Raw genomic sequence first — 25031 nt, forward strand, 5'->3', positions numbered from 1 at the left:
GCTCAGTCGAATCGGCTGCGGAGTGCTCGCAGCGGTGACCACCGCGAGGCGTTCGGCGGCCGCCGGACCGCATACGGCCAGGGCTGGTTGCGCTCGGGAATCGATTCGGTGCGAACGTATTTGAGTTGCGCCCGCAGATGGGCGCGCACTTCGTGGAGGTCGGGATCGGTCCATCGGTTCCGCGCCTCGACGGGGTCGGAGGTGAGATCGTAGAGTTCCCATTGGTCGTCGAGGGGATCGCTGCGGTACATCGGCCCGCCCAACCCGTCGGCGGCGAGGTGACGCACTCCGGGCTCGGTCCAGGTTCCCGGGTCGTCGAACGTGCGCACCAGCTTCCACAGGTGCCCGGCGCCACCGGCCGCGGTGTCCTCGTCGACCCGCAAGACCATGCCCTCGAAGTTGGCGGCGGTATAGGCGGGTACCCGGATACGTAGTGGCGCAGGCGGGTTGGTCGTCAGCTTGAGTGCCCGCGCCATCCCCGAGGCGCCGGTATCGCCCTCGAGTACGTTGTCGCGCGTCATCAGGTACACCGCGCGTTCGTCGTCGGCGGGCGCGCCGTCGACGACGGGCATCAGATCACATCCCGGGAGGGGGTGCACCTCCGAGAACGACCGGCCCAGTTCGGCCGCGACGGCGTCGACATCGACACCCGCCGCCGAGAGCAACGTCGGGACGAGGTCCACGTGCGAGGTCGGCGCGGTCACCGTGCGCGCGGGGGTCGGGTGCTGCCCGATCCTGGCGATGACGAACGGGACGCGGGTCGCCTCGTCGTACAGGTTGAACCACTTCTGATGCAGTCCGCCGTGTGCGCCGAGCAGGTCGCCGTGGTCGGCGGTGCGCACCAGGACGGTGTCATCGGGTCCCTCGCCCGATCCGCCGTCGGTGACCGCGCGACGCACCCGGTCGATGGGGGTGTCGACCTCGGCGTGCAGTCGGTAGTAGAGATCCCGGTATTGCTGCGCGCTTCGCCGATAGGTCCGCTCGATGGCCCGCGCCGGACCGTAACCGGAGTAGTACGACTCGCGAAAGGCGATCTGTGCGGCCGGTTTGGTGGTCAGATCTTCGTCGGCTGTCGGAGCGGGCGGGACGTGGGGCGGGTCCAGTGGGGACGGCTTGACCGGATTGCGCCGCACCCAGCCCGGGAACAACACGATGTCGTGCGGGTTGACGAAGCTGGCCACCAACAGGAACGGCCGGAGTGCGTCGGCGTCTCCTGCGCGACGTCGCGCATAGCGGTCCTCGAGCCACGCGACCACCCGGTCGGCGATCAGCGGGTCGCGGCGGATGCCGGCATTCGCCAGGCTTGCGCCGTGCGGTTCCGGGCCCACCCATCCCGAGAAGCCGTATGCCGCAAGCGGATCTGCCACCAGATAGCGGCGTACCGCCTCAGCGTCGATGACCCCGTGGTCGTCGTTGGTGGCCAATGGTTTCCCGGTGGCCGGATCGATCAGGTCGGCGTGAGAGACGTGCCACTTGCCGTCGTAGTGGGTGTCATAACCCGCGGCGCGGAACCAGTTGCCGAGTGTGGGGACCTCGCCGCGACGCAGCCAGCGCAACCGTGAGTCGTCCGCGGCCTTGCCGAGGCCGTCGGTCTGGGTGACCCCGTGCAGGTCGGGGTAGTGCCCGGTGAAGATGGTCGGGCGGCTGGGCACGCAGGCCAGTGAGCCGGTGTAGTGCCGAACGAAGTTGACGCCGTGCTGGTCGAACCACCTTCTGCCGGGCAGGGTCTGGTCCCGCCACGCGCTGACCGCCGCGGTCTCGTAGGGCGGAGTGGCGCGTTCCTCGTCGGTCATGACGATGACGATGTCGGGGCGGTCGGCGCTCGAAGGGGAACTCATCGGGTCTCCTCACAGTGCGTGGCCAGCGAGTCGAGCAGGGGCAAGGAGCGCCTCGCCACCAGGCGTGCGGCGATTCGGTCGGTTATCGGTCGCAGTGGCCCCGTGCGTGTCCGGGCGGTGCTGGTGAGCGTCACGGTAGTCCGGCCGGCGCGCTGGGGTCTCAGATTCCACCGGTTGGACGCCGAGATCCCCCTGGGCAGGCCGGAGATGTCGTAGGCGAGAAGCCTCGGCGGGGCGAACGCCACGATCGTTTCGACGAACGCGTCGCGGCCGATCTGCACGCGGCGGGTCATGCCGAGCGGGTCGACGCCCTCGCCGTTGTGGATCACGCAGGAATGGTCGACGCCGTCGGCCCACGCGCTGAGCGAACCGAAGTCCGCCAGCACCTCCCAGATCGCTTCGGGCTCGGCTGCGATCGTTCGGGAGTGGCTGACGTCGGACATCACCCCATCCAACCCCGTCGGGTACGGCGCCGCCAGGTCATGGTGTGCGGACGCCGCCGATGACGGTGCGGGTGATCGACTCGGCCCGCCCGCGTGCGAAGGATCGCCCCTCGCTCAGGATCGCGTAGACGACACCGCCGACGATCGCATCGGCAGCGTCCTTGGCCACCGCAGGGTCGAAACCCGCGGCCAGCAACCGGCTTCGCACGGTTTCGTGCAGCGGCGTGCTGAACCCCGCGCGCAAGCGGGCTGCGGTGTCGGGATGCTCCATCCCGGCGGTGGTGAGGATTCGCAACATGGCGTTCCCGCGAGCGGTCGTCAAGGCCGCCGCGAGGTCGACCGCCCACCTACAGACGTCGGCGGCGACGTCGTCGGTCGGTGTGATGGGCCGCAGGATCCTGTCGGCGTCCTCCAGGATGACATCGGCGACGAGCGCGTGCCTGCTCGGCCACCAGCGGTAGATGGTCTGCTTGCCGACGCCGGCGCGGGCGGCGACCGCCTCGATGCTGAGCTTGTCGAAGCCGCGTTCCAGCAGCAGTTCCCGGGTGGCGCGCACGATGGCCATGCGTGACTTCTCACTGCGCCTCCTGGGCGTCGTGATCTGGGTGGCCATCAGCGGACCCCCGGCTTTACACGCTGGGACATCGCCCGTAGTCTGCCACAAGACGAGACGTTGCGTCTCGTAAAGACCTGCGGAGGACGAAACTGGTGTTCGGCTGATGGCGGGAACGAAGCTGGTGATCGGAGCCAGCGGCTTCCTCGGATCCCATGTCACCAAGCAGCTCGTCGCGCAGGGCGACGACGTGCGCGTGCTGATTCGCGCCACCAGCTCGACGCGCGGCATCGACGGGCTGCCCGTCGACATCCGCCACGGCGACATCTTCGACACCCCCGCGCTTCGCGCCGCCATGGACGGATGCGATGTCGTCCACTACTGCGTGGTCGACGCGCGTCCGTGGCTGCTGGACACCGCGCCGATGTGGCGCACCAATGTCGAGGGCCTTGCCAATGTCCTCGATGTGGCGGTCGAGGCCGATCTGAAGCGCTTCGTGTTCACCAGCTCGATCGGCACCATCGGTCGGTCCGAGGAGGGGTTCGCCGACGAGGGCACCGTCCACAACTGGCTCGACGTCGGCGGCGACTACATCCGTTCCCGGGTGGCGGCCGAGGAGTTGGTGTTGCGCGCCTGCCGTCAGAGAGGCCTGCCCGGCGTGGCGATGTGCGTCGCGAACACCTACGGTCCCGGCGACTGGCTGCCGACGCCCCACGGGGGCCTGCTCAGAGCCGCCGTGCGCGGAAAAGTGCCGTTCTACATCGACGGCTACGAGGCTGAGGTGGTGGGCATCGAGGACGCGGCACAGGCGATGGTCCTCGCCGGCGAACGGGGGCGGATCGGTGAACGCTACATCGTGTCCGAGCGATTCATGAGCACCCGCGAGGTATACGAGATCGGCTGCACGGCAGTCGGTGTCGCACCACCGAAGTGGGGGATACCGATCCGGCTGTTGTCGGTGGCCGCCCACGTCAACGGGGTCTTCGCACGCCTGCGGGGCACGGACACCAAGCTGACGCCGCTCAACATCCGCCTGATGCACATCATGACCCCGCTCGACCATTCCAAGGCCGTCCGGGAGCTGGGCTGGCAACCACGACCCACCCCCGAGTCGATCGTTGCAGCGGCGCATTTCTTCCGCGAAGGCCACCGCAGGCCGGTGTCCGCTCAGGAGCGCCGATGACGATCGGACTCATGCCCGAGCAGCGGCAGCTGGCCGAAGCCGTCGCGCAGTTCGCCGCCAGGCACGCGCCGATCGAGAAGACGCGCAAGACCTTCGACGCGCTCGCTGCGGGCGACCTGCCCCTGTGGTGGGATGACTTCGTCGCCAACGGCTTTCACGCGGTGCACCTGCCCGAGGATGTGGGTGGCCAGGGCGGCACGTTGACCGACACCGCCTGCGTGGTCGAGGCGGCGGCGACAGCGTTGCTGCCCGGCCCTGTGGTGCCCACGGTGACAGCGGGTGCGGTCGCGATGCTGGCCGACGACACGCCCGACACCCGAACGTTGTGGGGGCGACTGGCCGACGGCGTCTCCGCCGCGGTGATCCTGCCCGATGACCGTGGCCTTCGCGCAACGTCGACGGATGCCGGGTGGGTGGTGAGCGGTGCGTCGACGGCGACGCTCGGGCTGTGCTCGGCGCAGGTGATCCTGGTGGCCGCGGCCACCGCCGACGACGGCGCCAAGGCCTTGGGGGACGGCACCGTGTGGTTTGCGCTGGACCCGTCCCGCCCAGAGGTCGGCATCGATGTCCTCAACGGCACCGACAAGACGACTGATGTCGGGGTGCTGAGACTGGACGGATATCGCTGCGCCCGGGATTCGGTGCTCACAGGTATCGACGACGACCGAGCACGAAGCCTTGCGGTGGCGCTGACGGCCAGTGCGGCCTCCGGGGCGGTCCGGTGGTGCGTCGACGCCGTCACCGCTCATTTGCGCACCAGGGAGCAGTTCGGCAGGCCGATCGGTGCCTTTCAGGCGTTGCAGCACCAGGCGGCCATGCTGTTGGTGAACAGTGAGCTGGCGACCTCGGCGGCCTGGGATGCGGTGAGGTCGGCGTCCGAGGGGCCGGTGCAGAACAGGATCGCCGCGGCGGGTGCTGCGCTGATGGCGGTGTCCCCGGCACCCGAACTCGTCCTCGACGCGCTCACCATGTTCGGGGCGATCGGCTACACCTGGGAGCACGATCTACACCTCTACTGGCGCAAGACCACCAGTCTGGCGGCGTCGATCGGTCCGGCTGGGCGGTTCGCTGAGGCACTCGGAGATCTCACCCGCACCGAAAACCGCGACGTCGCAGTAAAACTGGGCGACGTCGACGCGGAGTTCCGGCGCAGTGTGGCGGCCTTGCTCGACGAGGCTGGGACTCTGCGTAACGACCGGCCCGGCCGGCAGGGCGACTACGAGAACCTCGCCACCGGGCCGCAACGCACGCTGATCGCCGAAGCCGGCCTGATCGCCCCGCACTGGCCGCGACCGTGGGGCGTGAACGCCTCGCAACTGCAGCTGCTCATCATCGACGAGGAGTTCGCCCGCAGGCCCGATCTGGTCCGACCGTCCCTCGGCATCGCCGAATGGATTCTGCCGACGCTGATCAGCTCGGCCCCCGAGACCCTCCAGCAGCGGTTCATCCCGCCGACGCAGCGCGGTGAACTCGGCTGGTGCCAGCTGTTCAGCGAGCCCGGGGCCGGGTCCGACCTCGCCTCGCTGACGACGCGGGCGACGAAGGTCGACGGCGGCTGGCGGATCAACGGCCACAAGATCTGGACCTCCTCGGCCCACACCGCCGACTTCGGGGCGTTGCTGGCGCGCACCGACCCCGACGCCGCCAAGCATCGCGGCCTGGGTTACTTCATCGTGGACATGCGGTCTGAAGGCATTGAGCTGCAACCTATCCGGCAGGCCACCGGGGAGGCGCACTTCAACGAGGTGTTCCTGACCGATGTGTTCGTCCCCGACGAGATGCTGCTGGGTGGGCCCACCGATGGATGGAGCCAGGCGATCGCGACGATGGCTCAGGAGCGGGTGGCCATCAGCGGATACGTCAACTTCGACCGTGCCAGCATCCTGCGGCGGCTGGCCGACGAGGAGAGACCAGACCACAGCCGGGTGCTGTGCGCGCTCGGGGAGGCCGACGCGTACGCCAATGCCATCAAGGTGCTGGCGGTGCGCGAGGTGCTGCGGTTGCTCGACGGGCAGGCGGCGGGTCCGGCCTCCAGCATTGCCAAGGTCGCGATGAACGTGATGCTGCGCCGGATCTTCAAGGCCACCCTCGAGTTGACAGCGCCGTCGGCACTGATCGAGGACTCCGACCCGGCGATCATCGAGCCGTACTTCCATCTGCCTGCCGAGCTGATCGGCGGGGGAACGAAGGAGATTCAGCTCAACATCATCGCGCAGATGATTCTCGGGCTGCCCCGCAAGTGATGCACGTCGACAGGACTGAGTGACCATGGGTTTGCGCGGTGACGCCGCGATCGTCGGCTATGTCGAGTTGCCCCCGGAGCGGCTGAACAAGGCCACCCCCGCTCCGTTCACGCTGGAGCAATGGGCCGAGCTAGGCGCGGCGGCGCTGGCCGACGCGGGGCTTCCGGGCGAGTCGGTCGACGGGATCGTCACCACACATCTGGCCGAGTCGGAGATCTTCGTCCCGTCGACGGTGGCGGAATACCTCGGTGTGCGGGCGAACTTCGCCGAATTGGTCGATCTCGGCGGCGCCAGCGCGGTGGGCATGGTGTGGCGCGCGGCCGCGGCGATCGAGCTGGGGATCTGCGATGTGGTGCTTTGTGCGATACCCGCCCGCTACATCACTCCGACGTCGGAGAAGAAGCCGAGGCCGTTGGTCGACGCGATGTTCTTCGGGGCGTCGAGCAACCAGTACGGTTCCCCGCAGGCGGAATTCGAGATCCCCTACGGGAACCTGGGTCAGAACGGTCCCTATGGTCAGGTCGCCCAGCGTTACGCCTCGGTGTACGGCTACGACGAGCGCGCGATGGCCAAGATCGTGGTGGATCAGCGCGTCAACGCCAACCACACCGACGGGGCGATCTGGAAGGACAAGACCCTCACGATCGAGGACGTGCTCGCCAGTCCCGTCATCGCCGATCCGCTGCACATGCTCGAGATCGTCATGCCGTGCGTCGGCGGCGCGGCCGTGGTCGTCGCGAGCGCTGATGTCGCAGCCCGTTCGGCGAATCGGCCGGTGTGGATCAAGGGTTTCGGTGAGCAGGTGCCCTACAAGACGCCGACGTACGCCGAGGACCTGCTGCAGACGCCGATCATCCGGGCAGCCGAGACCGCGTTCGCGATGTCGGGTCTCACCCGCGAACAGATGGACATGGTGTCGATCTACGACTGCTACACGATCACCGTCCTGTTGAGCCTCGAGGATGCGGGTTTCTGCGAGAAGGGCAAGGGGATGGAGTTCGTCGCCCAGCACGACCTGACGTTCCGCGGTGATTTCCCGCTCAACACCGCGGGCGGTCAGCTCGGTTTCGGACAGGCAGCCAACGCCGGCGGTATGCACCACGTCTGCGACGCGACCCGCCAGATCATGGGCCGCGCCGGTGCCGCCCAGGTGGCCCGCACGCGTGGAGGAAAGAACGGCCACGCCTGCGACCGGGCCTTCGTCTCGGGCAACGGCGGAATCCTGTCCGAACAGACCACGCTCGTCCTGGAAGGGGACTGACGTTGACCAGTTCGATGTTCCAGCGGCCGATGCCGGTCAAGACCCCCACCAGCGCGCCGTTCTGGGATGCCCTCGCCGAGCATCGTGTGGTCATCCAGTATTCGCCGTCGTCGCAGTCCTACGTCTTCTATCCGCGGGTGCGCGCGCCGAGGACACTCGCCGACGACCTGGAGTGGCGGGAGATCTCCGGCATGGGGACGGTGTACTCGTTCACGGTGGCGCGCCGCCCGGTGGGACCGCACTTCGTCGACGCGGTGCCGCAACTGCTCGCCATCGTGGAATGGGATGAGGGGCCGCGCTTCTCCACCGAACTGGTCAACGTCGCGCCCGAGGACATCGAGGTCGGTATGCGGGTCAGGCCGGTGTTCTGCGACTATCCCGAGCACGACGTGACGATGTTGCGATACGAGCCGGCTGAGGGCTCGTAGGGGCAGACATCGACCGGCGCATGGCTGAGGGAACGGAGACATCACATGACCGAACGATCCGACATCCAGGACATCAGCGATGTGCTGGTGCGTTACGCGACCGGCATCGACAGACGTGACTGGACGCTGTTCCGCACCGTGTTCACCGACGACTGCGAACTTGACTACGGCGACATCGGCACGTGGAGCGGCGTCGACGCGGTCACCGAATTCATGGTCGCGGCACATGAGATGGCGGGGCATACGATGCACCGGATCACCAACCAGGTCGTCTCCGTGGAGTGTGACACCGCCACCTCGCGTGCCTACGTCGACGCGCTGATCATGGCGCAGGACAACAGTTCCGGCGTCAACGCGGCCGGTTTCTACGACGACGAGTTCGTCCGCACCGACAACGGGTGGCGTCTGGCGCGACGTCGGTTCACCACGGTGCTCGTCCGGACAGTGGGTGGCCCGTGACATTCGCGCAGATGTACGGTCCCTGGGCACTCGTCGCCGGTGCGTCGTGGGTGAGCGCCGCGGCGATGGGGGAGGGCCGAGCCCGATTCGACTTCAGGTGGCTAGTCGCTAATCGGCTGGGCCTGGAAGGGTTGGTACCACCACCAGTCGGCGCGTTCGCCGGTGGGCCCGGGGTATGGGGGTACTGCGGGTGGGGGTGTGGTGGGTGNGGGCGGGCCAGTGATCCCGCGCTGAGTTTTCGACCGGTGTTGTCGGTGACGGTGAGGTNGTGGGCGGGTCCGGTGATGGTGATGACGCCGCGGTGGTGTGCCCGGTGGTGGTNAGGGCAGACCAGCGCGAGGTTGTCCAGTTCGGTGGGTCCGCCGTCTTCCCAGTGCNGCAGGTGGTGGGCGTGCAGGCCGCGGGTNGCNCCGCAGCCGGGGACCACGCAGNTGCGGTCGCGGTGCTCCAGGGCGCGACGCAGCCGGCGGCCGACCGTTCGGGTCGCCCGCCCGGCACCGATGGGTTGGCCGTCGCGTTCGAACCACACCTCGCAGGTGGCCAGCCGGCGGCCGACCGTTCGGGTCGCCCGCCCGGCACCGATGGGTTGGCCGTCGCGTTCGAACCACACCTCGCAGGTGGCGTCGCAGAGCAGATAGCGGCGGTCGGCAGCAGTCAGCAGCGGGCCNAGGTGCAGCGCGGCGATGCGCTGCGTGATGTCGAGGTGCACGACCACGGTGGTGCGTTGCCCGTGGGGGCGGCGGGTGGCCTCGGTGTCCCAGCCCGCCTCGACCAGGCTCATGAACGCCTCGACGGTGCCCGGCAGCGGGGGCGCCTGATCGGATACCNGCTCGCCGGTGTCGTGGTCGTGTTTCCACTCGGTGATCAGCGCATCGTGATGAGACTGCAGGGCGGCGTCGACCTTCGCCGCGTCGTCGTGCGGGAGTTTGATGCGGTAGCAGGTGAACTCGTCCTGCAGGGCGGCGTCGACCTTCGCCGCGTCGTCGTGCGGGAGTTTGATGCGGTAGCAGGTGAACTCGTCCTCGCTGGTCTTGGTGATCGACGGCGGTGNTGGCGGTTTGGGGTCGGGGTCGGGTCGGGGTTCGAGTTTGACCGCGGTGCGCAGCTGGCTGACCGTCGCCGATTGGGCCAGCTGCGCGTAGTGGGCGTCAGATCCCTCGCCGGCCAGCTCGGCGATCACCCCGACCTGATCCAGTGACAGCCGGCCCTCCCGCAAACCGGCCACGCAGCGCGGGAACTGTTCGAGGCGCCGCGCGACGGTGATGACCGTTTGGGCGTTGTTCGGTGAGGTGCCGGTTTTCCAGGCCAGCAGCGCCGCGATCGACCGCGCGCCCGTGGCGCCGCACAGTTCGTCGCGCTCCATTTCGGCGGCGATCTCCACGATGCGCCCGTCGATCGCGTTGCGCTGACCGGCCAACTCCGCCAACTCCTCGAACAACACCTCAAGACGCTGGTCAGGACGCACCCCAGCGGCCACAGAGGAGGTGGTCGAAGACATGTCGCCATCATCGCAGAGGGGTACGACAATTCCTGGTCGAAGTGCTTAGGCGGTCAACAGCTTCCGCAGCGGACGACGCGCGGTCTCGCGCATCGTCATCACGGTCAGCAGCGTGACGACCGCCGCCGCGATCACGTAGTACGCCGGTGCCAGCTCATTGCCGGTGCGAGCCACCAGCCACGTCGCAACGTAGGGCGCGGTTCCGCCGAACACCGCCACCGACAGGTTGTAGCCGACCGAGTAGCCGCTGGAGCGCACCTTGGTGGCGAACAACTCCGCACCCGCCGCCAGCGACGCGGACACGAAGACGGATTCGATCGCGGCGAGCGCCGCGTGAGCGGTGATCGCCGCAGGCAACGATCCTGTGTTGAGCAGCAGGAACAGGGGATAGGCGAACACGGCGAATCCGATCGCGCCGCTGATCAGCAACGGTTTGCGTCCGATCCGGTCGGACAGCGCGCCCAGCGGCGGGATCAGGACGATCGCGACCACGCTGGCCACCGTGATGGAGACGAACGCGTCGATCTTGCTGAACTCGAGGGTCTCAGTGAAATAGCTTGGCAGGAAGGTGAACACGACGTAGAAGCCGACGTTGTGGATGACGACGAGGCCGATGATCTGCAGGATGGACCGCCAGGAGGTGGTGACCGCCTCCTTGAGCGGTGAGGACGATACCTCGCCCTCGTCGCGCAGCGCTTCGAACTCGGGGGTGTCGCGCAGCTTCAGCCGGATGTAGAGGCCCACTGCCCCGAGCGCACCGGCGATCAAGAACGGTATCCGCCAGCCGTAGGAGTTCATCGCGCTCTCGGAGAGCAGCGCCTCCAGGCCGGTGACGGTGACCGATCCGAGCAGGAAGCCCACGACGACCGACCACACGAGGAACGACACCACGAACCCGCGGTATCTGTCCGACGCGTACTCGGCCAGAAAGCAGGCGCCGCTGCCGTATTCGCCGCCCGCCGAGAATCCCTGTAGGCACCGCAGCAACAGCAGCAGTATCGGCGCCAGCACCCCGATGGACTGATAGCTCGGTACCAGACCGATCGCCAGCGTCGACGCCGACATCAGCAGGATCACCAACGCCAACACGCGCTGGCGGCCGATGCGGTCTGCCAGCGGTCCGAAGAATAGGCCTCCGAGGGGGCGCATGAAGAACGCCGCCGCGAAGATGGCGAACGTGTTCAGCAGCGCGGCGGTGTCGTCGCCTGGGGGAAAGAACTTGTCCGCGATATACGTGGCGAGGAAACCGTAGATCGCGAAGTCGAACCACTCGACGGTGTTGCCGATCGCGGCACCCCTGACCGCCTTCCTGACCGCGCCGGGTGCGGCCTTGCGGTGCAGGTCAGCCTGCTCGGCGGTCATGGTCTACCTCCTCCACTGGTGGAAGCATCATCACTGCGCGAGCAGTATCACTGGTAGGGCCCGTATTCAGGCCCGAGCGGATGCCACTGCGGGCGTCGGCGGCATCGTTTCCGGCACGAACCGTTGCCGTGTGCATACGCGTGCATTCCCATTTGCGCGGCTGAGATAACTGGTTGTCAGGAATCGATCGCACGCCGTCGGCTGTCAGTGTGTGACGCGGGCACGAAGATGTCGGTGGCGTCGGACCTTCCGCGCAGCATGGCCTGCCCCCTGGGCGCCCAGTGCGCCCGCTCGGTGGCATCGGCCTGCGCGATCGCCGCCCCCGAACACAGCACCCTGTTGTCGAACTCCTTGGCGCAGTCGGCCAATCGCGCCGCTTCGTTCACCGGGTCGCCGACGACTGTGTACTCGTAGCGGTTCTCGGCGCCGATGTTCCCGGCGAAGACCGGTCCCGCCGACACACCGATACCGAAGTCGACCGGGAGTCTGCGTAATTCGATCGCCAATGCGCGCGCCGTCGCCAATGCCGCCGACGCGGGTGCGGCGATCCGCAACGGCGCGCCGAACACGGCCAGCGCCGCGTCACCCTGGAACTTGTTGATCAACCCGTGCCGTTCGTCGACGGCTTCGACCACGATCTGGAAGAAGTCGTTGAGCACCCGGGCCACCTCGTGGGGTTGGTGGACGAGGGCCAGTTGCGTCGAACCGGCCAGATCGATGAACAGGACCGCCACGCCGCGCTCGTCTCCCGAAGGCGATTCGTTCTGTTCGACGGCGCGGCGAGCGACCTCCTGGCCGACATGCCGTCCGAAGAGGTCGCGGAGCCGGTCACGCTCCCGAAGGCCCGCGACCATGCGGTTGAAACCCGTTTGCAGTCGCCCGATCTCGGACCATTCGTAGACGTCGATGGTGCGGTCGAGCTTCCCCTTCTCGACGTCGGCCATCGCGTCGGCCACCTCGTCGAGTGGATCGGAGATCGACATCGACACCACCAGCATCGAGCGCAGGCCGAGGACCACGGCGACCAGAGCCAGCACCACAAGGGCAAGCTCGATCGGGGACGATTCATTGAGCAACCAGTTCCGCGACCGCAGCATCACCAGAACGGCGATCGCCAATCCCGGCAGCGCCGTGCAGGCCAGCCACATCAGCAGCAGCCGGGTGCGCACGCCCGGTGCAACGGGATGTTCGGCGTCGGCGGGCACTCCGGCGAGCAACGGCCGCATCGTGCGCAGGGTGAACAGGAACCCGGTGCTGACGGTGGCGATCGCGCCGAACAGCAACGCCGTGGTGAGCACCACGAACACGGTGGCCGGGGCATGCAGGTTTAGCGGCACCAGGATCGCCGCCGTCAACAGCCACGGCGCGAGGGTGATGGCGGCCTGGCGGCGCATCGTCCTCGCCGTCGTCCGGATCTCGGCGGGGGCGGGCGGTCTGCCGGAGTCCAACCAACGCAGCGACGGCCGGACGATCAGCACGGCTCCCAGCGCCACCGTGACCGTGCCCACCAGGCCGACCGCCGTCAGCGTGATCACGTTGCTGACGGCGATCACGCTGCGGCCGGCGAGCGACACCACGATGGCGACGACCTCGGCGAGCGTCAGCACATACGCCGACGTGAGACCCGCGGCGTACCTGATGAGCAGGCTGCGTGGCCTCACACGGCCGAAGGTATCAGTCGCGTGCCGGGACCGGCTCGGCTTCTGGCTGCCCTGTGTCGGCCGGTCGCTTCCACCCACCCGGCATGAAGCACACCGCGACGGCGGACACCGCCGACACGGCGATCAGATACGCCGCGATCGCATCGCTCGACTTGGTCGCGGCGTACAGGGCGGCCGCGACGGTCGGGGCGAACGCAGACCCGAGCACCTGCGACAGGGTGTAGCCGATCGAGACCCCGCTGTACCGGACGTCGGCGTCGAACGCCATCGAGAAGAGCGCCCCCGTCACTCCAGCGGCGGGAGCCATCGCCAGACCGAACACGAGCACCAGCGCTGCCACGAACAATGCAGGCCTGCCGGTGTTGATCAGCGCGAAGGCAGGCACCACGGCCAGCCCCATCGTCACGACACCGAGGAGGTAGAGCGGCTTGCGCCCGATCCGGTCCGACAGCGCCCCGAACAACGGATAGGTCAGCACCGCCACCACGGCGCCGACAAACACCCCGAACAGCGCCCATTCACGGGGGATCTCGACCGCTGTCGTGGCGTACGACACGAGATATGCCACGCAGATGTAGGCGAACACACCCTGGGACAGGTACGAACCGGCAACCAGCAGAATCTGTCGCCAGTGTTTGCGAAAGGCCTCGACGATCGGGGTGCGGGCGATCCCAGAACGGCGCCGCAGCTTGGCGAAATCCGGGCTCTCGTTCACCGTGAGCCGCACCACCAGACCGATCACGATGAGCACCGCGCTGACGAGGAAGGGGATGCGCCACCCCCAGGACAGGAACTGCTCGTCGGGCAGCTGTGCGGCCAGGTAGAACGCCAGTGTCGCGGCGGCCGTGCCCGCGGGCGCACCCATCTGCGGGAAGGCGCCGTAGAACCCGCGCCGCGCGGCCGTTGCGTGCTCGACCGCCATCAGCGTTGCGCCGCCCCACTCGCCGCCGACCGCGAACCCCTGCGCCAGCCGTAGCAGCGTCAAGAGGATCGGTGCGGCCAGCCCGATCTGGGCGTAGGTCGGCAACAGGCCGATGAGCACGGTCGAAACGCCCATTCCCACCAGCGAGTAGACCAGCATCCGTCGCCGCCCGACGCGATCGCCGAAGTGCCCGAACACGACACCACCGAGCGGCCGGGCGAAGAACCCGACGCCGAACGTGGCGAACGAGAGCAACACCCCGGACGCGGGAGAAGCGTTGGGGAAGAAGAGCTTCGGAAAGACCAGTGCTGCAGCCGTCCCGTAGATCAGGAAGTCGTAGAACTCAACGGTCGTACCGATGAAGCTCGCGACCGCGACCCGGCGCGGCGAGGCGGGCCCGGACAAGGTCAGTCGCTGGCGGGCAGCGGCTTGGCCTCCTTGAGTGCCAGCGGTGTCGACCCGATGCTGAGCGTTCCCTTGCCCGCCTTGGTGACGAGCACCTCGGCGCCTCCGTCGTCGACGTAGCGCTTGCCCATCAGGTTCCCGTCCGACAGCGCGTCGTCCAGCGACAAGCCGCCGTCCACAGGGTCGCCGATCGGCACCATGGGTGCTCCACCGGCGCGCAGGTCGTCGAGGCTGTCGGCGCTGCGCACCACGATGACCTGGGTGTCGCAGACCTGGCTCTGCAGGCGGGTGCCGTTCTTGATCATGCGGGCTCCTTGGTTGACGGTGCGTTGAGTTCGTCGACGAGTTCGCGGCGCAGCACCTTGCCGGTCGCGTTTGCGGGCAGTTCGTCCCGGAACACCACCCGGTCAGGGGTGCGGGATCCACGCAGCTGTGAGCGGACGTGGGTGCGCAGGTCTTCGACATCTGGCTGGGTGTCGGGTCGGGGCACCACGACCGCGACGATGATCTGGCCCCATTCGGGATCCTCGGCGCCGACGACCGCGCAGTCACGCACGTGCGGATGCTCGACCAGGACGTCCTCGATCTCGGCGGGCGCGATGTTCTCACCGCCGCGGATGATGGTGTCGTCGGAGCGGCCGCCGATGAACAGGTAGCCGTTGGCGTCGAGGTAGGCGACGTCCTTGGTGGGGAACCAGCCCTGCTCGTCGAGGACCGAGCCGATGTCGGTGTACTTGCCCGAGACCTGCTCGCCGCGGACGAACAGTTCGCCCGGCTCACCGGGGCCGAGGACCGTGCCGTCCTCGGCGCGGATCTCGACCTCGATACCGGGCACCGGCTGGCCCACCGAGCCGAGGCGGCGGGTCGCTGCCTCGTCGGTGGTGCTCAACGCGGCGCGGTGGTCGTCCGGGGTGAGCACGGCGATGGTGGAGCTGGTCTCGGTGAGGCCGTAGGCGTTGACGAATCCGACGTCCGGCAGCAGCGACAGCGCCTTGCGTACCAGCGGCAGGGCGACCTTCGACCCGCCGTAGGCCAGCGTGCGCAGGGTCGGCAGGGTGGCGTTGCGCGCCTCCAGCACGGTGACGATGCGGTCGAGCATGGTGGGCACCACCGTCGCCGACGTGACCCCTTCGTCGACCACCAGCCGCACCCATTCGGCCGCGTCGAAGTGTCTCAGGTACACCATCTTTCGTCCCGCATAAAGGTTCGACAGCGCGGCGCCGACCCCCGCGATGTGATACGGCGGCACGCAGATCAGCGCGGCGTCGTCGGGGTCGGCCGAGGCGAACTCGACGGTGCCGGTGACGTAGCTGGTCAGGTTGTTGTGCGTGAGTTCGACGGCCTTCGGCTTGGACGTGGTGCCCGAGGTGAACAGCACGACGGCGACGGCGTCCGGGTCGGCGAACTCGGCGGCGGGTTCGGCGGTGCGGGCCTGCGTGAGGAACTCCTCGGAATTCAGCGTCCGGTACCCGCCGCCGACCGCGTCGCGGTACTCCTCGTCGACCACCACCAGCGGATCGGGCAGGCGGTCCAGCAGCGCCCGCAGGCCGTCGGTCGACAACCGGTAGTTCAGCGGTGTGAACGGCACGGCCGTGCGCGCCGACGCGAACAACAGCAGGGGCAGCATCGCTCCGCCGGTGCCCACGTACGCGACGTGCTGCGACCCGGAGGCCGCGATGACGCCCGCGCCGCCGTCGGCCAGCGCGTTCAATTCGTCGGTGGTGAGCCGAATGTCGTCGTCGACCACCGCAGTACGGTCGGGGTCGGCCGACAGGGCCATTTCCAGCAGCAGCGAGATACTCATGATTTGTCCAGGAAGATATCCCACATGGGGTCGTCGCCACCGCCGTACCGCGACAGGTCGGTCACGCCGGAAGCGGTGAGGACGTCAGCGTCGATGAAGCATTCGCCGTTGACCTCGGCGGCGAGCCTGCTCAGGATCGCCACCGCCGCGTCGGCCATGATGTCGGCGCTGCGGGACCGTTGCACGAGTTCGTCACCGGCGGACAGGTTCGTCACCGCCGACGTCGCGATGTAGGTCTGGGGCCACAGGCAGCTGAATCCGATTCCCGTTCCGTCCTGCGCAGCGCCGTATTCGTTGGCCCATCCCAGGCTCAGCAGCGTCATCCCGTACTTGGACAGCGTGTAGGACGGATGCGCACCGAGCCAGTGGGGGTTCATGTTCAGCGGCGGCGAGATGGTCAGCACCTGCGCGTTGCCGGATTTCTGCAGGTGCGGCAACGCCGCCTTTGTGAGCAGGAACGTGCCGCGGACGTTGATGTCCATCATCAGGTCGAACTTCTTGGCAGACAGATCCTCGGTGCGCTCGGTCGAGATCGCGCTGGCGTTGTTCACGACGACGTCGATACCGCCGAAGCGCTCGACTGCGGCGTCGACCGCGCGTTGCACGTCCTCTTCCTTACGGACGTCACCGACGACCGCCAGACCCCGACCGCCGGCCGCCTCCACCTCGGCGACGGCGGTGTGCACGGTGCCCGGCAGCTTCGGGTGGGGCTCTGCGGTCTTGGCCAGCAGCACGACGTTGGCCCCGCGTTGGGCGGCGCCCAGCGCGATGGCCAGTCCGATCCCGCGACTGCCCCCCGAGATGACCAGGGTGCGGTCGGCGAACTGGGGCTCTCCGGGCTCGATGGCCAATGGTCCTCCTCGGCTGATGAGCTGGCGCGACGAACAGGAGCGCTGCTTCGGCTCTATCTGGGGTCTCTGTCGGGCATGGTGCTAGATAGTGTCGTTCTCATTTTAGGCGAATCCCATAATCGCTGTGTACCGGGGTTTCGCTTGACCGTCTGGCGACCTCGCACCCACTGCGGCGTGCACCTTTCCCTCCAGCGGTATTGGCATTCTCATTTTTTGCAAGTACGTTATCCTCTGATGAGCGAGCCAGTACAGACACCTTCCGGGCTCCCGCTGGAACCCGTGTACGGACCGGACGACAGGGCCGGCGACCCACCCCCGCCGGGGACCTACCCGTTCACCCGCGGCAACTTCGCCTCCGGTTACCGGGGGAAGACGTGGACGTTCCGCCAGTATTCGGGCTTCGGCACCGCCGAGGAGAGCAACCAGCGGTATCGGTATCTGCTCGGCCAGGGCGGCACCGGGCTGTCGGTGGCGCTGGACCTGCCCACCCAGTGCGGGTACGACTCCGACGATCCCGAGTTCGGCGAAGAGGTCGGCAGGGTCGGCGTGGCGGTCGACACGCTGGCCGACGCCGAGATCCTGTTCGACGGGATCCCGCTGGACAAGATCAGCACCAGCTTCACGATCAACGGCACCGCGGCGATCCTGCTGGCGTTCTATGTCGCGGCCGCCGAGAAGGCCGGGGTGCCGCGCGAGAAGCTCACCGGGACCATCCAGAACGACATCCTCAAGGAGTACGCCTCCCGCGGTACCTGGATCTGGCCGCCAGAGCCGTCACTGCGGCTGATCGCCGACACCATCGAGTTCTGCGCGGCGGAGGTGCCCAGGTTCAACGCGATCTCGGTGGCCGGTGCGCATTTCCGCGACGCGGGCGCCAACGCCGTCCAGGAGATGGCCTTCACCCTGGCCGATGGGGTCACCTACTGCGACACCGTGATCGAGCGCGGCCGGATGACGATCGACAAGTTCGCGCCGCAGATCTCGTTTTTCTTCTACACCCACGGCGATTTCTTCGAGGAGATCGCGAAGTACCGCGCGGGCCGACGGCGCTGGGCGACCATCGTGCGCGAGCGTTACGGCGCGACCACGGACAAGGCGTCGATGTTCCGGTTCGGCTGTGTGGCCGGCGGAGCGTCGCTGTACGCGCCGCAGGCACAGAACAACCTGGTCCGCGTCGCCTACGAGGCGATGGCGGCGGTACTCGGCGGCGTGCAGTCGATGTTCACCGCTGCCTGGGATGAGCCGTTCGCGCTGCCCAGCGAGGAATCGGCCACGCTGGCATTGCGCACCCAGCAGATCCTCGCCTACGAAACCGGCGTCACCAAGGTGGCGGACCCGCTCGGCGGCTCCTACTTCGTCGAGGCGCTCACCGACGCCACCGAGGAGAAGATCATCGAGATCATGCACGACCTCGAGCAGCACGGCGGCATGGTGCGGTGCATCGAGGACGGTTACCTGCAGGGCCTGATCGCCGACGAGGCGTTCAAGATCCACCAGGAGGTGGAATCTGGCGCGCGTCCGGTCGTCGGGGTGAACAAGTTCGTCGTCGATGAGCCCCCGCCGGACCTGGCCACCTACGAACTCGATGCCGCGGGTCGCGACCTGCAACTGAAACGACTGGCGAAGGTCAAGGCCGAGCGCAGCGACGTGGCGGTCAAAGACGCACTCGCAGCGTTGTCGAAAGCCGCTGAGGGGAGTGACAATCTGATGCACAAGCTGATCGACTGTGCCAACGCCTACTGCACGGTCGGGGAGATGGTGTCCACGCTGAAGTCGGTGTGGGGCGAGTTCCAGCAGCCGGTGGTGTTCTAGGTGACCGCCAGGGTGCTTGTCGCCAAGCCCGGTCTCGACGGGCACGACCGGGGTGCCAAGATCGTCGCGCGTACTCTGCGCGATGCGGGATTCGAGGTCATCTACACCGGCATCCGCCAGCGGATCGAGGACATCGTGTCCATCGCCCTGCAGGAAGATGTTGCGCTCGTGGGTCTTTCGATCCTCTCCGGTGCGCACGTCGCATTGACCACCCGGACCGTGGACGCGCTGCGCGCGGCCGACGCGGGTGACATCGCCGTCGTCGTCGGCGGCACCATCCCGCAGAGCGACGTCCAGAAGCTCCTGGACGCGGGTGCTGCAGCGGTGTTCCCGACCGGCACATCACTGGAAGACCTGGTGCGAGACGTGCGCGAATTGACCGAGAAGGCAGGCGAATCCGCATGAGGCCGGGTGGGCGAAGCTGGGTGGGAGCAAAATGAGGCCGGGTGGGCGAAGCTGGGTGGGAGCAAAATGAGGCCGGGTGGGCGAAGCTGGGGCGAAGCTGGGTGGGAGCAGAATGAGACTGGGCGTGATGATCGGGGCCGAGCGCGGCGACATGACGCGCAAGGTCTCCAAGCTGGTCGCCGACATCGAGTGGGCCGAAGCGGCGGGCATGGACACCGCGTGGATGCCGCAGGTGCCCGACGACTTCGACTGCCTGATGATGGTGGCGCTGATGGCGGCGCACACCTCCCGCATCGAGCTCGGCACCGCGGTGGTGCCGCTACAGGCTCAGCACCCGATAGCCCTTGCCCGCCAAGCGCTCTCGGTACATGCGATGGCGGCAGGACGGCTGGCGCTCGGTGTCGGGCCGTCGCACCACTGGATCATCCGGGACATGCTCGGGCTGCCCTACGAGAAGCCGGCGGCTTACACCCGCGACTACCTCGAGGTGCTCAACGCGGCGATCGCCGGTCCGGGTCCGGTCGATGTCGAGAACGGATCCTTCACCGTGCACAACCCGACCGTGCTGGGCGCCGAGACGCCGATGCCGGTGCTGGTCGCCGCCCTCGGTCCGGTGATGCTGCAGATCGCGGGGGAGCGTGCCGACGGGACCGTGCTGTGGATGGCCGACGAGAAGGCCATCGGCGAGCACATCGCTCCCAAGATCAACAAGGCCGCCGCCGAGGCGGGTCGGCCGGCGCCGCGCGTGGTCGCGGGCATCCCGGTGTGTCTGTGCGCCAACTCGGAGATCGATGCGGCCAAGGAGCGCGCCAACCGGATTCTGTCCGAGGCCGAGACGTCGCCCAACTACCAGAAGCTGCTGGACCGCGGAGACGCCCGCAACGTGGGAGACCTCTGCGCCGCCGGTGACGAAGACGCAATCCTGACGCGCTTCAAGCAGTTCGCCGACGCCGGCGTCACCGACCTGTCCGTGCGGCTGCTGCCGATCGGGGACACCCGAGACGAACTGGTGGCGTCGAAGTACCGGACGCGCGAGGTGATCGCGGAGTTGGCCAAGGCTGTTAGGTGAGCGCTTGCGCGAAGAGCAGACTGCCGTCATGAGCGCACCTGGTCCACTGGCAGGCATCCGCATCCTCGAGGTCGGCGTGATGTTGGCCGGCCCCTACGCCACCATGCTTCTCGCCGACCTGGGCGCCGAGGTGATCAAGATCGAGCCGCCCGGTGGTGAGATCTCCCGGCAGGTGAGCGACAGCTACTTCGCCAGCCTGAACCGCAACAAGCAGAGCATCTGTCTCGACCTCAGGTCGGCGCAGGGGCGAGAGAAGCTGGGTGAGCTCGTCGCGAACTCGCATGCGCTGCTGGTCAATATGAAACCGTCGGCGATACGGCGGCTGGGGTTGACGTTTGAGGCGCTACGCGAGTTCAACGAGAGCATCGTCTGTGTGGCGATGACGGGTTTCGGGCTCGACGGCGGTGACGACCCGGCGTTCGACTACGTCATCCAGGCGGCGACGGGTGTGGCGGCCATGACCGGAGATCCTCAAGGGCCGCCGACTCTGCCGGGGTACTCGTCGGCCGACAACTCCACCGGCCTCACCGCGGCCCTGGGCCTGCTGGCGCAGATCCTGTCGGGACGCGGCGGACAGGTCGATGTGTCGCTGCAGGACGTGATGCTGTCACAGCTGAACTACCGTGCTGCTGCGTTCCTGAACGACGGGATCGAACCGCAACGCCACCCCTACGGTGCGCATTCGTATTATGCTCCGGCCCAACTGTTCGCAACCGCCGACGGGTACCTCGCGCTGTTCATCACCCACGACGCGTTCTGGGCCGCGTTCGCCGCCGAGGCTGGGATCGAGGGCTTCCCGACGATGGCGGAACGGGCCGCCCGCCGCGACGAGGTGCTCGCCGTCGTCAGCGCCGCGCTGGCCACCGACACCGCCTCACGCTGGCAGGAGAGGCTGCAGCCGTTGGGAATTCCGGTGGCTGCGGTCCGCACTCTGCCTGAGGCGCTCGCGGCCACACCGGACGTTGTGGTCACAGCGGGCGACTTCCGGCTCGTGGGCAGCCCGATCCGGATCGCGGGATATGAACCCGCCTACCGGCCCGCGCCCCGCCTCGACGAGCACGCCGCCGTCATCGATGAGGCCACCGGCGCATCTCAATCGTCGTAAGTCACCGTCACACAGGGAGTTTCCGGAACGGCCTGACAGGTGAGCACATACCCGTCCTCGACTTCGTCCTCGGTCAGTGCGTCATTGACGCGCATCGTGGCTTTGCCGTCGGTCAGCACCGCCATGCACGTGCCGCAGTTGCCCGCTTCGCAGGAGAAGGGCGGTGCCATCCCGGCGCGGCGGGCGCTTTCCAGCAACGTCTCGCCGGATTTCGGTGACACCGACGCGGTCTTGCCGTCCAGGTGGATGGTGACGGTGGCATCATCCGTCTCTGTCACGGTGCCCCCTGCGCATGGGCCGGTCATCTGACCCCTCTCCGACATTGTCATTCTGATAATAGGAGAATACTATTCTCCTCGACAAACGCTAGTCCTCTCGTAAACATGATCCACGACTTCCGGAAGGGGCCCGCGCGACGTGAGTGAGCGGATGGCGCTCGCCTTCGAGGAGCGGCAATACAGCGTCTCCGACCTCGACGCGCTTGCCGCAGGAATGTCCGCGGTTCTCGAGGAGCGCGGCGTGGGGCCGGGCGCGCGCGTCGCGGTGATGTCGTCGAACCGGCCCGAGTTCGTGGTCGCGCTGCGCGCGATCTGGCGGTTGGGCGCGGCGGCGGTGCTGCTGAGCCCGGCATGGAAGCAGGCCGAGGTCAACCATGCGCTGGCGCTGACCGTCCCGTCGCACGCTGTCGGCGATCACCCGGTGCTCGCCGAGCTGATGCCGATGTTGCACCTCGACGAGCCGGTGACGCCCGTACACCGCGCGTCGGGCACGGTCGCCGGCGACGCCCACGCGGTGTTCGTGTTCAGCTCCGGAACCACGGGCATGCCGAAGGCGGTTCGTCACACGCACGCCTCGCTGGCCGTCGCGGTGCGCCACTGGCGCGAGGCCCTGCAACTGTTCGAGACGGACCGCATGCAGGTCATGACGCCGCCGTCGCACATCCTCGGCCTACTCAACATCGTGATGGCGCTCGACACCGGCGCCTGGATTCGGCTGCATCCCCGGTTCGACATCGACACGATGCTGCGGCACATCGAATCGGACCGCATCACCATCGAGATGGCGGTGGCGCCCATCGCGTTGGCCCTGTCCGCGCACCCCCGCCTGGAAACGCACGACCTGTCCTCGCTGCGATACATCATGTGGTGTGCCACCCCGGTGACCCAGAGCGTGGCGCAGGCGGTCACGGAACGCACCGGCGTCAGTTGGGTGACCGCCTACGGCGCGAGTGAACTGCCGGTGATCTCGTGCAACGACATCGAGAATGCGCGGCTGGACACCGTCGGCCGGCCGGCTTCCGGGGTGAGTGTGCGGATCGTCTCGCTCGACACCGGCGAATCGCTGGACGCGGGGACCGAGGGCGAGATCCAGGTGCTCTCGGATTCGGCGATGGCGGGCTATCTTCCGGAGGAAACGACCGCGGACGCGTTCGCGGACGGTTGGTACCGCACCGGTGACGTCGGCTATCTCGATGAGGACGGATGGCTGAGGATCACCGACCGGGCGAAAGAGATGATCAAGGTGCGAGGATTCCAGGTCGCGCCCGCCGAGGTCGAAGCCGTGCTGCACGGCCACTCCGCCGTCGAGGACTGCGCGGTCTTCGGGGTACCCGACGCGACCAACGGCGAAGCCGTGGTGGCCGCCGTCAAGACAAGCGCCGCAGTCGAACCCGACGCGCTGATCGCGCATGTCGCGGAGCGGCTCGCGAGCTACAAGCGACCGAGCCGAGTGTTCATCGTGTCCGAAATACCTCGCCTGCCATCGGGAAAGGTACTGCGCCGAGTGCTTAAGGAGCGTCTGTGGACGTCCGTCTGACAAGTGAACAGCAACAGCTGCGGGATGCCGCGGCCAAGCTGGCCGACGATCTGGGCCCTGGGTCGGTTGCCGACCTCGACGACGGGGTCCGGGCCGCGCGGCTGGAGAAAGCCGTGGACGCGACGGGTTTCCGGACGCTGCGCTCCGACGGCGCGTCCGGGGTCGAGGTGGCGATCGTCGCCGAGGAATTCGCACGCGGGCTGGTCGATGTCCCGTTCCTCGCGCCGGTCCTCGCCGACGATCTGAAGCACCGCCTCGGTCGTGACACGGCCGCGGCGGCCGAGGACCCCGAATCCGTGGACCTGACCGGCGCACTCGCCGGGGTGGTCGAGTCGCCGGCCGAACTAGCGGAGCTCACCGAGGACGACGCCGGCCGCTGGCGGGCGCTCGCGCTGACGGTGACCTGCGCCGACCTCGTCGGTGCCGCGCGCGGAACCCACGCGCTGGCATGCGAATACGCAAAGATGCGTGAGCAGTACGGTGCGACCATCGGGTCCTACCAGGCGGTCGGCCACCTGCTGGCGGAGAGCCTGGCGCTCATCGAAGGCTCGATCAGTGTTTCACGGCACGCCGCGTGGGCCGTCGACGAGCTGTCCCCGCAAGAGGCCATCGAGGCCGCGCGGATAGCCAAGATCTATTGTGCACGTGCGGCATTGACGGTCTGTGAGACATCGATCCAAGTCCACGGCGGCATCGGCAACACCTGGGAGTGCCTCGCGCACATCTACCTGCGGCGGGTGCTCGCCGCCACCGAGACGTGGCCTGTGAAGCTGGAGGAGCTGACCATTGGACTTTCGTGATTCGCCGGAGGAAGCCGACTTCCGGGAGCGGTTGCGCGGCTGGCTGACCGAGCAGAAGGGCAAGTTTCCCACCTCGGGTGACGAGTACTGGGCGAAGGCGGGTGAGTGGCACCAGGCCCTCTTCCAGGCCGGGTTCTTCGGCACGTCGTGGCCCAAGAAGTACGGGGGTCAGGACCTGCCTGCGGTGTACGACGTCATCGTCGACGAGGAGATCGCCAAGGCGGGTGCCCCTGCCAGGCCGAGCCTCGGTTACCTCGTCGTCGGCCTGTCCCACCACGGCGATGAGGAACTGCGACAGCGTTTTCTGCCCGGGATGATCAACGGCACCGAACGCTGGTGTCAGGGCTTCAGTGAGCCGGGCGCAGGGTCGGACCTGGCGTCGCTGACGACGACCGCGACCCGCGACGGAGACGAGTACATCATCCACGGTCACAAGATCTGGACGAGTTACTCCGACGTCGCCGACTGGTGCCTGGTGTTGGCCCGGACCGACAAGGAACGTTCCGTGCATTTGCCGAAACATAAAAGCATCTCGGCGTTCATCGTCTCCATGCATCAACCCGGAATCGTGCAGCGCCCGCTGAAGATGATCAGCGGCGTCACCAAGGAGTTCGGCCAGGTCGAGTTCGACGGTGCGCGGGTGCCTGCGGGGAACATGGTCGGCGCACCCGGGGACGGCTGGAAGTTGGCGATGACGGTGGTCAGCCATGAGCGCGAACCGTCGACGCTGGGTTTCTCGGCCCGCTACGGAAAGTTGGTGCGCCAGTTGGCCGCCCGCGTCGACAGCCCCGCGCCCGACGAGTTGTCCTGGGCGTGGGTGCAGACCGAGATGCTGCGACTGCACGTGCGGCGGCGCCTGTCCGAGCAGTTGGACGGCATCACGCACGGCCCGCAGGGGTCGTTGGACAAGCTGCTGATGACCTGGACCGAGCAGTCGGTCGGCCATGCGACGCTGGCCACGCTCGGCACCAAGGATCCCGAACTGTTCGGCGCCTACATGTACAGCCGCGCGCAGAGCGTTATGGGTGGCACGTCGCAGATCCAGAAGAACATCATCGCGCAGCGGATTCTCGGATTGGGCGGGCGATGAGCGCTAGCGCGAAGAGCAGATGGC

At 67.7% G+C, this 25031-nt stretch carries 22 protein-coding genes and 1 pseudogene; 12 read left to right on the forward strand and 11 right to left on the reverse strand.

Features of this window, described 5'->3' with window-relative positions; genetic code table 11:
- Nucleotides 1–2: 2 nt before the first annotated feature.
- Genes H7I57_RS28980 through H7I57_RS28990 form a run of 3 tightly spaced genes read right to left on the reverse strand, consistent with a single transcriptional unit; the run spans nucleotide 3 to nucleotide 2894 of the window.
- On the reverse strand, nucleotides 3–1838 hold the full coding sequence (locus tag H7I57_RS28980; protein ID WP_264027961.1) for a sulfatase-like hydrolase/transferase: 1836 nt from the start codon (nucleotides 1836–1838) through the stop codon (nucleotides 3–5).
- Complete coding sequence (locus tag H7I57_RS28985) at nucleotides 1835–2281, reverse strand: SRPBCC family protein (protein WP_264027963.1); 447 nt, start codon at nucleotides 2279–2281, stop codon at nucleotides 1835–1837. Before H7I57_RS28985 ends, H7I57_RS28980 begins: the two co-directional genes overlap by 4 nt.
- Nucleotides 2282–2318: 37 nt before the next feature.
- On the reverse strand, nucleotides 2319–2894 hold the full coding sequence (locus tag H7I57_RS28990; protein ID WP_264027965.1) for a TetR/AcrR family transcriptional regulator: 576 nt from the start codon (nucleotides 2892–2894) through the stop codon (nucleotides 2319–2321).
- A gap of 106 nt (nucleotides 2895–3000) precedes the next feature.
- On the opposite strand from H7I57_RS28990, the gene H7I57_RS28995 reads away from it, so the two are divergent.
- From H7I57_RS28995 to H7I57_RS29015, 5 genes are read left to right on the forward strand one after another with little or no spacing between them, the layout of a single operon-like run.
- A complete protein-coding gene (locus H7I57_RS28995; RefSeq protein ID WP_264027967.1) occupies nucleotides 3001–4017 on the forward strand; it encodes an NAD-dependent epimerase/dehydratase family protein in 1017 nt (338 codons plus the stop codon).
- Entirely contained in the window at nucleotides 4014–6260 is a 2247-nt protein-coding gene (locus H7I57_RS29000; RefSeq protein ID WP_264027969.1) for an acyl-CoA dehydrogenase family protein, read from the forward strand. The genes H7I57_RS28995 and H7I57_RS29000 overlap by 4 nt, the downstream gene beginning before the upstream one ends.
- A 25-nt stretch (nucleotides 6261–6285) precedes the next feature.
- On the forward strand, nucleotides 6286–7521 hold the full coding sequence (locus H7I57_RS29005) for a thiolase family protein (RefSeq protein WP_264027972.1): 1236 nt from the start codon (nucleotides 6286–6288) through the stop codon (nucleotides 7519–7521).
- A 14-nt stretch (nucleotides 7522–7535) separates the two neighbouring features.
- Nucleotides 7536–7949, forward strand: coding sequence for a Zn-ribbon domain-containing OB-fold protein (locus tag H7I57_RS29010; RefSeq protein ID WP_264028043.1), 414 nt, complete (start codon nucleotides 7536–7538; stop codon nucleotides 7947–7949).
- A gap of 45 nt (nucleotides 7950–7994) precedes the next feature.
- Complete coding sequence (locus H7I57_RS29015; protein WP_264027975.1) at nucleotides 7995–8408, forward strand: nuclear transport factor 2 family protein; 414 nt, start codon at nucleotides 7995–7997, stop codon at nucleotides 8406–8408.
- A gap of 101 nt (nucleotides 8409–8509) precedes the next feature.
- On the opposite strand, the pseudogene H7I57_RS29020 reads toward H7I57_RS29015, so the two are convergent.
- From H7I57_RS29020 to H7I57_RS29050, 7 genes and pseudogenes are all read right to left on the reverse strand, one after another.
- A pseudogene (locus H7I57_RS29020) lies at nucleotides 8510–9906 on the reverse strand (HNH endonuclease signature motif containing protein).
- 45 nt (nucleotides 9907–9951) lie between these two features.
- Nucleotides 9952–11268: an MFS transporter gene (locus H7I57_RS29025; protein WP_264027976.1), complete on the reverse strand. Its 1317-nt coding sequence runs from the start codon at nucleotides 11266–11268 to the stop codon at nucleotides 9952–9954.
- 176 nt (nucleotides 11269–11444) lie between these two features.
- Nucleotides 11445–12929 carry an adenylate/guanylate cyclase domain-containing protein gene (locus tag H7I57_RS29030; protein ID WP_264027977.1) on the reverse strand — a complete coding sequence of 495 codons (1485 nt, stop codon included), beginning with the start codon at nucleotides 12927–12929 and terminating at the stop codon, nucleotides 11445–11447.
- Between the two features lie 13 nt (nucleotides 12930–12942).
- On the reverse strand, nucleotides 12943–14262 hold the full coding sequence (locus tag H7I57_RS29035) for an MFS transporter (protein WP_372510488.1): 1320 nt from the start codon (nucleotides 14260–14262) through the stop codon (nucleotides 12943–12945).
- Nucleotides 14259–14561 (reverse strand): hypothetical protein, encoded by a 303-nt coding sequence (locus H7I57_RS29040; RefSeq protein ID WP_264027980.1) that lies wholly within the window; start codon nucleotides 14559–14561, stop codon nucleotides 14259–14261. Before H7I57_RS29040 ends, H7I57_RS29035 begins: the two co-directional genes overlap by 4 nt.
- Nucleotides 14558–16060, reverse strand: coding sequence for a class I adenylate-forming enzyme family protein (locus tag H7I57_RS29045; protein WP_264027982.1), 1503 nt, complete (start codon nucleotides 16058–16060; stop codon nucleotides 14558–14560). Before H7I57_RS29045 ends, H7I57_RS29040 begins: the two co-directional genes overlap by 4 nt.
- Nucleotides 16057–16911 (reverse strand): SDR family oxidoreductase, encoded by an 855-nt coding sequence (locus H7I57_RS29050; RefSeq protein WP_264027984.1) that lies wholly within the window; start codon nucleotides 16909–16911, stop codon nucleotides 16057–16059. The genes H7I57_RS29045 and H7I57_RS29050 overlap by 4 nt, the downstream gene beginning before the upstream one ends.
- A gap of 234 nt (nucleotides 16912–17145) precedes the next feature.
- Here H7I57_RS29050 and H7I57_RS29055 point away from each other — a divergent pair, with 234 nt between their 5' ends.
- The 4 genes from H7I57_RS29055 to H7I57_RS29070 all read left to right on the forward strand — a co-directional run bounded on the left by H7I57_RS29055 (nucleotide 17146) and on the right by H7I57_RS29070 (nucleotide 21302).
- Nucleotides 17146–18723, forward strand: coding sequence for a methylmalonyl-CoA mutase family protein (locus H7I57_RS29055; RefSeq protein ID WP_264027986.1), 1578 nt, complete (start codon nucleotides 17146–17148; stop codon nucleotides 18721–18723).
- A complete protein-coding gene (locus tag H7I57_RS29060; protein WP_264027989.1) occupies nucleotides 18724–19128 on the forward strand; it encodes a cobalamin B12-binding domain-containing protein in 405 nt (134 codons plus the stop codon).
- A 112-nt stretch (nucleotides 19129–19240) separates the two neighbouring features.
- Complete coding sequence (locus H7I57_RS29065) at nucleotides 19241–20197, forward strand: LLM class F420-dependent oxidoreductase (RefSeq protein ID WP_264027990.1); 957 nt, start codon at nucleotides 19241–19243, stop codon at nucleotides 20195–20197.
- Between the two features lie 28 nt (nucleotides 20198–20225).
- On the forward strand, nucleotides 20226–21302 hold the full coding sequence (locus tag H7I57_RS29070) for a CaiB/BaiF CoA transferase family protein (RefSeq protein WP_264027991.1): 1077 nt from the start codon (nucleotides 20226–20228) through the stop codon (nucleotides 21300–21302).
- On the opposite strand, the gene H7I57_RS29075 is transcribed toward H7I57_RS29070, so the two are convergent.
- Entirely contained in the window at nucleotides 21290–21631 is a 342-nt protein-coding gene (locus H7I57_RS29075; RefSeq protein WP_372510485.1) for a 2Fe-2S iron-sulfur cluster-binding protein, read from the reverse strand. The genes H7I57_RS29070 and H7I57_RS29075 overlap by 13 nt on opposite strands.
- 88 nt (nucleotides 21632–21719) lie before the next feature.
- Here H7I57_RS29075 and H7I57_RS29080 point away from each other — a divergent pair, with 88 nt between their 5' ends.
- From H7I57_RS29080 to H7I57_RS29090, 3 genes are read left to right on the forward strand one after another with little or no spacing between them, the layout of a single operon-like run.
- Nucleotides 21720–23117 carry a class I adenylate-forming enzyme family protein gene (locus H7I57_RS29080; protein ID WP_264027994.1) on the forward strand — a complete coding sequence of 466 codons (1398 nt, stop codon included), beginning with the start codon at nucleotides 21720–21722 and terminating at the stop codon, nucleotides 23115–23117.
- Complete coding sequence (locus H7I57_RS29085) at nucleotides 23102–23917, forward strand: acyl-CoA dehydrogenase family protein (protein ID WP_264027995.1); 816 nt, start codon at nucleotides 23102–23104, stop codon at nucleotides 23915–23917. The genes H7I57_RS29080 and H7I57_RS29085 overlap by 16 nt, the downstream gene beginning before the upstream one ends.
- Nucleotides 23904–25007 carry an acyl-CoA dehydrogenase family protein gene (locus tag H7I57_RS29090; protein WP_264027996.1) on the forward strand — a complete coding sequence of 368 codons (1104 nt, stop codon included), beginning with the start codon at nucleotides 23904–23906 and terminating at the stop codon, nucleotides 25005–25007. Before H7I57_RS29085 ends, H7I57_RS29090 begins: the two co-directional genes overlap by 14 nt.
- Nucleotides 25008–25031: the final 24 nt, after the last annotated feature.

Origin of the sequence: Mycolicibacterium pyrenivorans (assembly GCF_025821625.1) — a bacterium.
GTDB lineage: Bacteria > Actinomycetota > Actinomycetes > Mycobacteriales > Mycobacteriaceae > Mycobacterium > Mycobacterium pyrenivorans.